The sequence below is a fragment of the Marinobacter sp. genome, from assembly GCF_041686475.1.
GTDB lineage: Bacteria > Pseudomonadota > Gammaproteobacteria > Pseudomonadales > Oleiphilaceae > Marinobacter.
The window spans coordinates 11,615-22,698 of the sequence record NZ_JAWLDU010000048.1; the positions used below are offsets into that span (position 1 = coordinate 11,615).

The 11,084-nt window shown below is 57.2% G+C and carries 13 protein-coding genes and 1 pseudogene; 6 read left to right on the top strand and 8 right to left on the bottom strand.

The features are described 5' to 3' along the window. On the bottom strand, positions 1 to 494 hold a 494-nt coding region (locus ACESMB_RS11390), incomplete at its 3' end, for an MFS transporter (protein WP_372971576.1). A gap of 314 nt (positions 495 to 808) precedes the next feature. Continuing rightward, on the bottom strand, positions 809 to 1,498 hold the full coding sequence (trhA, locus tag ACESMB_RS11395) for a PAQR family membrane homeostasis protein TrhA (protein ID WP_372971577.1): 690 nt from the start codon (positions 1,496 to 1,498) through the stop codon (positions 809 to 811). A 171-nt stretch (positions 1,499 to 1,669) separates the two neighbouring features. On the opposite strand from trhA, the gene wrbA reads away from it, so the two are divergent. Beyond that, on the top strand, positions 1,670 to 2,269 hold the full coding sequence (gene wrbA, locus ACESMB_RS11400) for an NAD(P)H:quinone oxidoreductase (protein WP_372926788.1): 600 nt from the start codon (positions 1,670 to 1,672) through the stop codon (positions 2,267 to 2,269). 12 nt (positions 2,270 to 2,281) lie between these two features. Here the strand turns inward: wrbA and ACESMB_RS11405 are convergent, their stop codons facing one another. Further along, entirely contained in the window at positions 2,282 to 2,641 is a 360-nt protein-coding gene (locus ACESMB_RS11405) for a hypothetical protein (RefSeq protein ID WP_372926787.1), read from the bottom strand. 59 nt (positions 2,642 to 2,700) lie between these two features. Here ACESMB_RS11405 and ACESMB_RS11410 point away from each other — a divergent pair, with 59 nt between their 5' ends. Further along, entirely contained in the window at positions 2,701 to 3,624 is a 924-nt protein-coding gene (locus ACESMB_RS11410) for an AEC family transporter (RefSeq protein WP_372971578.1), read from the top strand. An 8-nt stretch (positions 3,625 to 3,632) separates the two neighbouring features. Here ACESMB_RS11410 and ACESMB_RS11415 read toward each other — a convergent pair whose 3' ends face one another. From ACESMB_RS11415 to ACESMB_RS11435, 5 genes are all read right to left on the bottom strand, one after another. Further along, complete coding sequence (locus ACESMB_RS11415) at positions 3,633 to 4,196, bottom strand: bacterioferritin (protein ID WP_372926785.1); 564 nt, start codon at positions 4,194 to 4,196, stop codon at positions 3,633 to 3,635. Positions 4,197 to 4,313: 117 nt separating this feature from the next. After that, positions 4,314 to 4,949 carry a cation transporter gene (locus ACESMB_RS11420; RefSeq protein WP_372971579.1) on the bottom strand — a complete coding sequence of 212 codons (636 nt, stop codon included), beginning with the start codon at positions 4,947 to 4,949 and terminating at the stop codon, positions 4,314 to 4,316. Positions 4,950 to 5,029: 80 nt separating this feature from the next. After that, complete coding sequence (cadR, locus tag ACESMB_RS11425) at positions 5,030 to 5,494, bottom strand: Cd(II)/Pb(II)-responsive transcriptional regulator (RefSeq protein ID WP_372926783.1); 465 nt, start codon at positions 5,492 to 5,494, stop codon at positions 5,030 to 5,032. A gap of 6 nt (positions 5,495 to 5,500) precedes the next feature. Beyond that, complete coding sequence (locus tag ACESMB_RS11430; RefSeq protein ID WP_372926782.1) at positions 5,501 to 6,850, bottom strand: sensor histidine kinase; 1,350 nt, start codon at positions 6,848 to 6,850, stop codon at positions 5,501 to 5,503. Further along, positions 6,837 to 7,502 (bottom strand): response regulator transcription factor, encoded by a 666-nt coding sequence (locus ACESMB_RS11435; protein WP_372926781.1) that lies wholly within the window; start codon positions 7,500 to 7,502, stop codon positions 6,837 to 6,839. The genes ACESMB_RS11430 and ACESMB_RS11435 overlap by 14 nt, the downstream gene beginning before the upstream one ends. Before the next feature lie 153 nt (positions 7,503 to 7,655). On the opposite strand from ACESMB_RS11435, the gene ACESMB_RS11440 reads away from it, so the two are divergent. From ACESMB_RS11440 to ACESMB_RS11455, 4 genes and pseudogenes are all read left to right on the top strand, one after another. Continuing rightward, complete coding sequence (locus ACESMB_RS11440; protein WP_372926780.1) at positions 7,656 to 8,192, top strand: cupredoxin domain-containing protein; 537 nt, start codon at positions 7,656 to 7,658, stop codon at positions 8,190 to 8,192. A gap of 13 nt (positions 8,193 to 8,205) precedes the next feature. Beyond that, positions 8,206 to 9,921, top strand: coding sequence for a copper resistance system multicopper oxidase (locus ACESMB_RS11445; protein ID WP_372926779.1), 1,716 nt, complete (start codon positions 8,206 to 8,208; stop codon positions 9,919 to 9,921). Next, positions 9,918 to 10,661 (top strand): copper resistance protein B, encoded by a 744-nt coding sequence (locus tag ACESMB_RS11450; protein WP_372926778.1) that lies wholly within the window; start codon positions 9,918 to 9,920, stop codon positions 10,659 to 10,661. Before ACESMB_RS11445 ends, ACESMB_RS11450 begins: the two co-directional genes overlap by 4 nt. Positions 10,662 to 10,791: 130 nt before the next feature. Beyond that, positions 10,792 to 11,084 (top strand): annotated as a pseudogene (locus tag ACESMB_RS11455) (hypothetical protein); the annotation flags it as partial.

An 11,084-nucleotide genomic window follows, 5' to 3' on the forward strand; every position in this document is an offset into this window, starting at 1 on the left:
CCGGCGTTCATGCCCAGCCCGTAACCCTGCTTGCTTTTCGGATAGAAGGAGCTGATGTTGCTCATGGAGCAGGCAAAATTGCCACCACCGATACCGGACAGCAGCGCCAGGGCCTGGAAGACAATGAACGGGGTATCCGGGTTCATCAGCGCGATGCCGGTGCCGAGCGCCGGGAGCATCAAAAGGGCAGTGGTCAGGAAAACCGTATTGCGGCCACCGGCAATCTTGATCATGAAGGAGGCCGGGATTCGCAGGGTTGCACCCGATAGTCCGGCAATGGCCGTCAGCGTAAACAGTTGGTCAACTGTGAACGGAAAACCCAGATTCTTCATCTGGGTTGTGATCATTCCCCACATCAGCCAGATGGCGAAGCCCATCAGCAGGCTGGGGATGGAAATCCAAAGGTTTCGGGAAGCGATGCGCTTGCCTTCCTTTTCCCAGAATTCCTCGTTTTCGACATCCCAGTGTTCGATGTCGGCGTTGGTTCTAGCCATGATTACTGCTCCTTTAGGTTGCTGACCCCAGGCCACGGCAAGGGTGGCGTGTGGGCTATGGGAGCCATTCTGCAAACGGAAGGTGCGGGGTGATCGTGATAAATATCAAGGACAGGAGTGGCCAGCTGGTTGTGGATTTGCCGGTCGTTATCAGGCCGCTGAGAGCCCATTTATTGTTCATTCAAATCAGATGGTTACGCTGGTTATATATCTTATGGAGTAGCCAGCCTGCTTTCTGGCGCAGTGGAGGTAGCCAATCATTTCCGGCGTTGTTGGCCTGGGGCATACTGATGGCGATGGTGTGGGCCTTCTGATCAGACCGCGTAGGGAAGCACACCGTAGTAAACGGCGCTGAAGTGCAGGGCACTGCCTCCAATCACAAACAGGTGCCACACCGCGTGCATATACGGAATGCGGTCGGCCAGGTAGAAAATGACACCGGCGGTGTAGACCACGCCGCCGGCTATGGTCAGGTAAAGCGAGGTTTCGCTGAGGCTGGCCACCAGGTCGGATGAGGCAAAGGTAATCAGCCACCCCATGGCAATGTAGATGCCCACGCGGGCAAGCTTGAAACGGTTTTTGAAGATTATCTTGAGCACTACGCCAGTGACGGCCAGCGACCAGATAATGGCGAACAACGTCCAGCCGGTGGTGCCGCGCATGTTGACCAGCAGAAAAGGTGTGTAGGTGCCGGCAATGAGCAGGAAAATGGCGCAGTGATCCAGGGTTTTGAAAAGTGCCCGTAGCCGCGGATGACGGGCGCCGTGGTAGAGCGCTGATGCAAGGTAGAGCAGAATTAGCGAACCGCCAAAAATGCTGAAGCTGACAATCTTCCACACGTCCCCCAGCTGGCTGGCGGCAACCACCAGTGCAATTGTGCCAATTACACTCAGGATGGCACCCAGCCCGTGGGTGGCACTGTTCAGCCATTCTTCAATGCGGTAGTGGGTGGATTCCGTGGCAGAGCCGTCGGCATTCATTGATGTGTTTTCCTGTTCGTCCATATCGTCACAGTACTTCAGCGTACACCTGTACGCAATAACAGAAGCGCGACGCCTCCGTGAGAATCATCAGAAATTCTGAACAAGCCGGATGAAATCTTCCGGTTTTTCGATATGTTTCCAAACGGTAGGCTTGACGCATCAATTAACTGCAACAGGCAGGAGGCTCTACACATGGCAAAGGTACTGGTTCTTTATTATTCAATGTATGGACACATCGAAACGATGGCTAGCACCGTCGCAGAGGGCGCGAAGGGCGTCTCCGGAGCCGAGGTGACTGTCAAGCGTGTTCCGGAGACCATGTCTGACCAGGCGTTTCAGGGCGCCGGAGGCAAATCCGACCAGGCCGCACCGGTAGCAGATCCCAAGGAGCTGGCGGACTACGACGCGGTGATCTTCGGTACACCCACCCGGTTCGGCAACATGTCCGGCCAGATGCGAACGTTCCTGGACCAGACTGGCGGTCTCTGGGCAGAGGGTAAACTCCACGGCAAGCTGGCCAGCGTATTTACCTCGACTGGCACCGGTGGCGGCCAGGAGCATACCATCAGCTCATTCTGGACCACACTGGCCCACCACGGCATGGTTATCGTGCCTCTCGGGTACGGAATTCCGGACTTCTTTGATGTGTCGGAGATGAACGGTGGCACCCCCTATGGTGCTTCCACCATTGCCGGTGGCGATGGCTCTCGCCAGCCAAGCGAGAAAGAGCTGAACATCGCCCGCTATCAGGGCCGGCATGTAGCAGAACTGGCAGTGAAGCTTTTTGGCTGATAGTCCCACTGGTCAGCGAGTACCGGCGGCCCTTTTCAGCCCGGAAAAGGTCGCTGGTACCACCCCAAGCCAAGAGGCGAGCTGGTTATCCGGGACCCCATACTGAATAAGATCAACATTGCTCCACCGGCGATTATGGCGCTCCAGATGGGGTTCCGGATCAACCCGGCACTTCTGGAAAAGGCCAGTAAGCTCAGTCAGAAAGTGTTGATCCGGGTTGTCATGGTCATTGGTGAGGTGAATGCCAAAGCAATGACTGAGTCCGCTGAGCAACGCCCGGGATTCAGGAGCAGGCTCATGCCGGATAATGTCCCGGTGTCGTTCTGCGAGCAGGCAAGGTGACGATGTGGTGGCAACTGGTTCATTTTTCATGGGTGCATCCTGGCTGCGATGTTAAACTCCCCGTTTCCACCGCCCCTACCGGAGCCGGCATGGCTGCAGCTTTAGCACTGTTGTATAAATTGCTCCCCCTGTATATCACTGTGGCACTGGGCTGGATAGCCGGCCGCTATCTCCAGGCCAGTGGCAAGCATATTGCCGGCATCATGCTTTATATTGTAACGCCCTCGGTGGTGTTCTCCGGCGTGATGGCAGCTCCCCTGTCGCCGGAAGTGATCCTGCTGCCTTTCCTGACCTTCACCATGTGCTCGGTTCTGGGCCTGTTACATCTGGCGGTGGCCAAAAGGGTGATCACTGACGGCAGTGCCAGCATCATTCCGCTGTCGGTGGGAACGGGCAATACCGGATACTTTGGCATACCGGTGGCGTTGCTGCTGTTCGGGCAGGAAGGGCTGGCGCTCTATATCGTGTGCATGCTGGGTACAACGCTGTTCGAGACGTCCGTGGGCTTCTATCTGGCTGCCAGGGGGCGTTACAGTCTCAGGGATGCCCTGGTCAGGGTGGCGCGCCTGCCATCAGTCTATGCGTTCGCCCTGGCAGTTATGCTGAATCTTTCCGGCTTCTCCATTCCCGAAGTCTTCACCCCGCTGTTCGACAACCTGAGGGGAGCCTACAGTATCCTCGGTATGATGATCATAGGCATGGGTATTCTCAGTTTCCGCGGGCTCGCGGGCAACCTTCGCTTTACCGGCCTGGCATTCTTCGGCAAGTTCGTATCCTGGCCGATCATGGCCCTGGCATTCTGGTGGCTGGATGCGAGTTTCTTCGGTATCTACAACCTTGCCGTCTACCAGGCGATCTTTCTGATCTCCATAACACCCATTGCGGCCAATACCGTGGTGATTGCCACGCTGCTGGATACCGCCCCGCGACAGGCAGCGGGTACGGCTTTGCTCAGCACCTTGTTTGCCCTGGTGTTTATCCCGGTGATGATTGCCTGGGTGTTCGGGCAATAGGCCAGTGCTCAGTCGTAATCCTGCAGCAGGCCGGCCATGTCGTCGGCGTGTTCTTCTTCTACCGCAAGGATGTCTTCCAGCATCCGACGTGTGGTCGGGTCATCGTCGCCCAGGTACTGGATGATTTCCCGATAGCTGTCGATGGCAATTCGCTCCGCCACCAGGTCCTCTTCGATCATTTCCTTCAGCGTGTCGCCTTCAACGTATTCTGAATGGCTGCGGGTTGACAGGCTGTCGGGTGAAAAATTCGGTTTGCCACCCAACTGGGCAATACGCTCTGCTATCTGGTCGGCGTGTTCCTGCTCCTGCTGTGCGTGCTCCAGGAACTCCTGGGCGACGGCTTCGGCATTCAGCCCGTCAGCAGCGTAATAGTGATGCTTGTAGCGCAGCACACAGACGATCTCGGTCGCGAGTGCCTCGTTGAGAATCTTGATGACGGTGTCACGATCGGCCCTGTAGCCATCGGTAATGGCACCGTCACGCATGTTTGCGCGGGCGCGTTCGCGGATGTTCTTGATGTCGGACAAAAACGGTTGCTTACCGCTTGCCGATGTATCCTTTGATGCACTCATGTACATCTCCTTTTGGTGATTGGTGCGTGATTCCCTCGACGGTACGAAATAACCTTAGCACTCGATCAGAAGCGTTGCATGGAACGAGGCTTCCGATAAAGCGCAGGGTGACCGGATTCAGCTGTCGTAAGCCGCTGCTACTATTTTCCCCCGGGCAATATCATTACGGGCATGTCGCATGACACTTGTGCCGGCGGTGATTGCGAGGCTCCCCATGATCGCGGCAACGATGAGGTCCGGCCAGGCAGTGCCCGTGCCGAATACACCCAGTGCTGCCACCATCACAGCGATATTGCCGATCGCATCATTACGGCTGCACAACCATACCGAGCGCATGTCGGAATCGCCTTCCCGGAACCTGAACAGCATGATGGCAACGCCCATGTTGGCCACCAGGGCCAGTAGTCCGACGGCGCCCATGGTCAGCGGCTCCGGCGTGATGTCATTCTGCATGACCCAGAATGCACGGCCCAGCACCGCGAAGCCGAAGACCGTCATGGTTATGCCTTTCACCATGGCTGCGCGCCCGCGCCAGACCATGCCCATGGAAAGCACGGACAGTGACAGCAGGTAGTTGGCGCTGTCGCCGAAGAAGTCGATGGCGTCCGCGAGCAGGGATACAGAGCCGGACTGGAGGCTTGCGTAGCCCTCCACGAGGAACATGGTCAGATTGACCCAGAGGGCAATCCACAAGGCTTTGCGAAAGCCCGGGGCTGGGGAGTTGGGTTCCGGTGCGGAGCAGCTGCATGCCATGACGACCTCCTGGGTTCTGGATGTCATCATTAAAAACCCTGTAGCAACTACAGAGTCAACGGATGGCGCGAGCGGTAGTTTCAGCGCGTTCCCGGAGTGTGGTGATGGGTGCCCGGAATATGGTTGTGATTGCCGGCAGGCTGATCTGCGGAAGTCTCTGCAGTCAGTCCCCCGAGAATTCCGCACTCGCTGACTGTGCGGCCCTCTGAGCAGGCTTGCTGGAGTTGCTCGAGTGTGTTTTCGAGGCTTGCCAGCTCACGCAGGCGTTCCCGGACATGGCTCAGATGCCGTGCCAGAAGGGCATCTACCTCGCTGCAGTCCGCATCCGGTTGGTCAGCCAGTCGGATCAGTTCGCGGATTTCATCCTGTGCCATGTCCAGATTGCGGCAACGCCTGATGAAGAGCAAACGGTCGAGGTGGCTCTGTCGGTAGTGGCGATAGCCGCTGGCCGCCCGCTCGGGCTCCGGAACCAGGCCGATTTTCTCGTAGTAGCGGATGGTTTCCACCGCAATGCCGGTTGCTTTCGAGATTGCACCGATTTTCATGGTCGCTTACCCGTGTCGTTCTTTGGGCACCGAGATGCTCGCCCTGAGCCCTCCCCGTGTTCCGATACTGAATGCAAGACGACCACTGTAACGCTCTGTGATTTCCCTGGCGATGGCCAGCCCCAGTCCGTGCCCGGGAGTCTGTTCATCCAGGCGCACGCCGCGGGTGCCGAGTGTCTGAAGTGCATCTGCACTAACGCCCGGCCCGTCGTCTTCCACTGTAATGATCAACTGATCCGGAGACTCATGCAGCGAAAGCTCGGCACTTTTCCCAGCCCACTTGCCGGCATTGTCCACCAGGTTTCCCAGAATCTCATTCAGGTCATGCTCTTCCACCGGCCAGCGGGTTTCCGGGTGCAGTTCCGTTTCCAGTTCGAAGTTCTTTTCGGGATAAAGCCGGCCCAGCATCCACAACAGGTCGCGGGCCTGGCTTACAGGCTTTGCAGCTTTACCAGCCTGGGGCCCCGCGAACCGGCTGCGGCGCATTTCACTTTCCAGCTGGTGATCAATGTCCGACAGCCGCTGGGCGAGTTGCTGGCGCATTCCCGGGTCCAGGGCACGAGTGTCATCCTCAAGGACCTGACGAATGGCAGAAACCGGTGTCTTGACGCTGTGGGAGAGGTTGGCCAAAGCATCCCGGGAGCGAACAAGCCTCTGGTCCAGGGTGTCCAGAAGCTGGTTGAGCTGACCGATCAGCGGTCTGAATTCTGCCGGAGCGTCCACGTCCAGCCGGTCACTGGTTCCCGCCTGAAGGGAGGTCAGGCCCTGTTGGATCCGGTTCACGGACCGCAGGGACAGGCGGATGGCCAGCCATATTGCCAGTATCAAAAGAGCCAGAAGGATAGCGGACACTATCCCTGTCCAAAGGTGCAACTCCTGCTGGCTGTTCTGCAGCTTGCTCAGGTCTTCCGCCACGACAATCACCACTGACTCACCGTTAAGGGCCAGAGCCTTGCGGTAGGCCAGGAAATCGGCCACGGAAGCGTCGGATGCCGAATTGTTCTGGTGCACAAAGCCGGTCTCTGTTTGCTGCAGTAAAGGCTCGAGAACGCCGGACCACTGGGCCGGAGAGCTGTGAACCTGATTGCCGGTGCGTAAGGCAAACGCGTGGTGGAAGACTTCCTCGAAATAATCACCTTCGGCAATATCGCGGATTTCCTCAGGGCCGGACTGCCGCAGTTGGTGCTCCAGAAAGGACACCTCATCCTGCAAACGGTCTTCAACAAATCCCCTGGCCATGCGCTCCAGTAACAGGCCATGAACAATCCACGCTGCCACCATCAATGCAATGGCAGCGGGGAGCAGCAGCGTAAGCAGGCTTTTGCGGATGGAGCGCCGGGGGTCAATCCAATGCATTGAATATGTACCCCTGGCCACGCCGGGTGGTAATGGCTTCGGCTCCGGTGATTTTGCGTAGCCTGCGCACGTAGGCCTCTATGGTGTTGTCGCTGGGGCTGTCGTTGAGGTTGTAAAGCTGCTCCAGCAACTGTTCTTTCGAGAACAGCTGCCCCGGGCGGCTCATCAGGCAGCGCAGCAAACGGAATTCGGTGCCTGTCAGCGAGTGTTCCAGTCCGTCGGGTGTTTGCAGGCACTGGCGATGTTCGTCCAGCTCGAAACCACCGGCGGTCAGCTTTGCCTCTACCCGGCCCTCGCTGCGGCGAATCAGCGCGTTCAGGCGGGCCAGCAGCTCTTCGGTCTGGAAGGGTTTGGCCAGGTAATCATCGGCCCCGGCTTTGAGGCCGTTGACCTTGTCCTGCCAGTCACCCCGGGCCGTGAGGACCAGTACCGGCATGGCCAGTTTGTCCGCCCGCCAGCTTTTCAGAACATCAAGGCCATTGCCGTCGGGCAACCCCAGGTCCAGCACCACGGCGCGGTAGTCTTCCTGTTTGCCAAGATGCTCCGCCTGTTTTGCGGTGCCCGCCTCATCAACAGTAAAACCGGCAGCGGACAGTTGCCGGTTAAGCGTTTCTGCAATGAGAGTGTCGTCTTCCACCAGAAGCAATCGCATGAACGTTCCTGCATTTCGGAGTCGATCGAATTGTAGAGCCGTTTGCTGAATGTAGCCTGAAAAACATTCGCCTGGAAATTCAGCAAGGATTCAGGTTGCTCGGGCAGAGTATCACTCAATATCCAATGTCCAACCTGTTTCCAGGAGAAAGCGATGAATCCGATCGTCAAGAACGCACTGCTACCTGCCGTCGCCATGGCGCTGTCTGCAGGAACCTTCGCCGCCGGTGAACACGGAGGACATCACGGTGGTGACGCCATGGGCGAACCCGGCAAGGCTGAGAACGTGTCCCGCACCATCGAGGTGACCATGATGGACAATTACTACGAACCTGAGTCCATCTCCGTAAAACCGGGTGAAACCATTCGTTTCCGTGTCAAAAACGAAGGTGCCATGGTGCACGAATTCAACATCGGTACAGCAGAGATGCACGAGGCTCACCAGGAAGAAATGCAGATGATGGTGGAGCACGGCGTTATCAAGGGTGACCGCATCGATCACGAGATGATGGAAATGGACATGGGCGACGGCCACTCCATGAAGCATGACGACCCCAACAGCGTGCTGATGGAGCCGGGTGACACCAAAGAGATTATCTGGACATTCACCGAAGCGACCGACCTTGAGTTTGCCTGTAACGTGCCGGGCCACTACCAGGCAGGCATGTACGGCGATATTGATTTTGAATAGGCAGGGTTAATCCATGAAAAAGCGAATTTTGGCCGCCATCCTCGGTGGTCTGGTCTCCATGGCGGCCAGCGCCGCTGAATACGACATTTCCGTTGACCGGGTCCAGATCGATACCGGTGACTTCGTCAAGGAAGGCATCGGATATAACGGTGCATCCCCGGGGCCGATACTAAGGTTCAAGGAAGGGGAGGACGTCACGATCAATGTCACCAACAATCTTGATGAGATGACATCCATTCACTGGCACGGCCTGATTCTGCCATTCGAGCAGGATGGCGTGCCGGGCATCAGCTTTCCCGGCATCAAGCCGGGGGAGACCTTCACCTATCAGTTCCCGATTACACAGGCAGGCACTTACTGGTTCCACAGCCATTCCGGCTTCCAGGAACCCAATGGTGCCTATGGCGCTATCGTGATCGAGCCGGAGGGCCGTGAGCCCTACCGCTATGACCGGGAATATGTGGTGCAGCTGACTGACAAGCACCCACATTCCGGTGACCGCATAATGCGTAACCTGAAAATGTCCGCCGATTACTACAACCGCCAGCAGCAGACCGTAGGTGATTTCTTTGCCGAGTCTGGTGACAAAGGTTTTATGGCGACCCTTAAAGACCGGATGATGTGGGGCGATATGCGCATGATGAAAGCGGATATCGAAGATGTGCAGGGCTTCACCGGGCTGATTAACGGCAAGGGGCCGGAGCAGAACTGGACCGGACTTTTCGAGCCCGGTGAGCGAATTCGTCTGCGTTTTATCAATTCGTCCGCCATGAGTTACTTTGACGTTCGCATCCCCGGGCTGGAAATGACCGTGGTTCAGGCCGACGGTAATAACGTGCAACCGGTCAATGTGGATGAATTCCGCATCGGCGTGGCGGAAACCTACGATGTGATTGTTCACATCAAGGATGAGGAAGCCTATACCATCTTTGCCGAATCCATGGGCCGCTCCGGCTTTGCCCGCGGAACCCTGGCGCCGGAAGAAGGCATGACGGCGGAGGTGCCTGAGCTGCGTGAGGCGCCATTGCTCACCATGGCGGATATGGCCGGGCATATGGATCATGGTGGTATGGATCACGGCGACATGAACGGTGATGACATGGCCGGCATGGATCACAGTGACATGGGCGGGAACGACGAGATGGACCATAGCGCCATGGGCCATGGCAGCATGGACCACGGCGATGATGCATCCCTTCCGGAAGATCCGTTTTATGCCAGGGGCAGCGGGCTGGTGCCCAGTGCCAGCAATGGCGGGAAGTTCCTGTCCTACTCGGACCTGAAAGCCCAGAAACCCTTGTATGAAGACCGGGAACCCACCCGAGAAATTGAACTCCGGCTGACCGGCAACATGGAGCGATACGAGTGGAGCATCAATGGCATCAAATACGAGGATGCCGACCCCATCGTGCTGCAATATGGTGAGCGGGTTCGCTTCAAATTCGTCAACGAAACCATGATGACCCATCCCATGCACCTGCACGGCATGTGGTCAATCCTTGATGTAGGCGAGGGCAAGTGGAACCCCCTGAAGCACGTGATCAGTGTGGCACCGGCCACTACCGTTTATATGGAGACGGAAGTGGATGCGCCGGGTGAGTGGGCGTTCCATTGTCACCTTTCCTATCACGCGGCGGCGGGCATGTTCCGCAAGATCGTTGTGGAAGGCGGACCGGATGACGCCGTGGCCGGAGGCGAGCAGAACCGCGGGCAGGGAGGTGAGTCATGAGTCGATCAAACCTGTCGCTTTTCGGGCTGGCGCTGACAGCGACCGCATTGGCCGCGCCGGCCATCGCCCAGGAGGATCCGGCGAAGAAAACCCAGACCGCAAAGACATTCTGGGGCGTGTCTGCGGAAAAACTGGAGTATCGCTACAGCGATTCCGACGACGAGCTGGCAGTAATCGAAGGCGATGCCTTTTACGGTACCGATGAGCTGAAATTCCGCTGGTTGTTCGAAGGCGAATGGGAAGAAGCCCATAACGCCTGGGAAACCCTGGAGAATCAATTCGTTGCCCAGACCCCGGTGGATGACTTCTGGGACGCCAAGGCCGGTATCCGCGTGGATACCCCGGAAGGGCCGGATCGGGTCTATGGTGTTCTGGGGCTTACGGGCCTGGCCCCCTACTGGTTCGAGATTGATACCAACTTTTACGTCAGTGACGAAGGCGACGCATCCGTGGACTTCGAAGCCGAGTACGAGCTACTGATCACCAATTACTGGATTGTGTCGGCAACGTTCGAAAGTCTGCTGGCGTTTTCTGAAGACCGGGAGATCGGTGTCGGCAAAGGTCTTAACTCCACCGAAGTCGGACTGCGCCTGAGCTATGATCTGATGGACCGGGCATTTTCTCCTTACATCGGCGTGGTTCACGAGCGTAAATACAGTGATACGGCTGACCTGGCCAGGGATTCTGGTGGCAGCACCGAGGACTGGTTTGCTGTGGTTGGTGCCCGGTTGATGTTCTGACAGGCCCCGGATGACTCAAGTCAAGGATGACTCAATCTCTTCTGTGGTTTCGGGTTTTTTCAGCCCCGATTCAGTTTCATGGTCTTTACTGAAGAAGATGCAGATTGATGCAGATAATAAGGAGGATCTCATGAACATATTAAGCAAATTGATTGCGTGTTCTGTTTTCGTGGCTGCGCCCGCTCTGGCTTTTGCACAGGGCAATTCCGAGCAAATGCCCCGTGGTGGCATGATGGACCAGGAACAGATGCAGCAGATGAATGAAAACATGTCGCGCATGCAGGGAATGATGCAGGAGATGCGCAACGCAGAGTCAGATTCCGAGCGTCAGCAGATCCGGCAGAAACACATGGAGTCCATGCAGGAGCACATGGGCATGATGCGTGGTGGCATGATGGGGCAGGGCCAGGGAATGATGGGCCA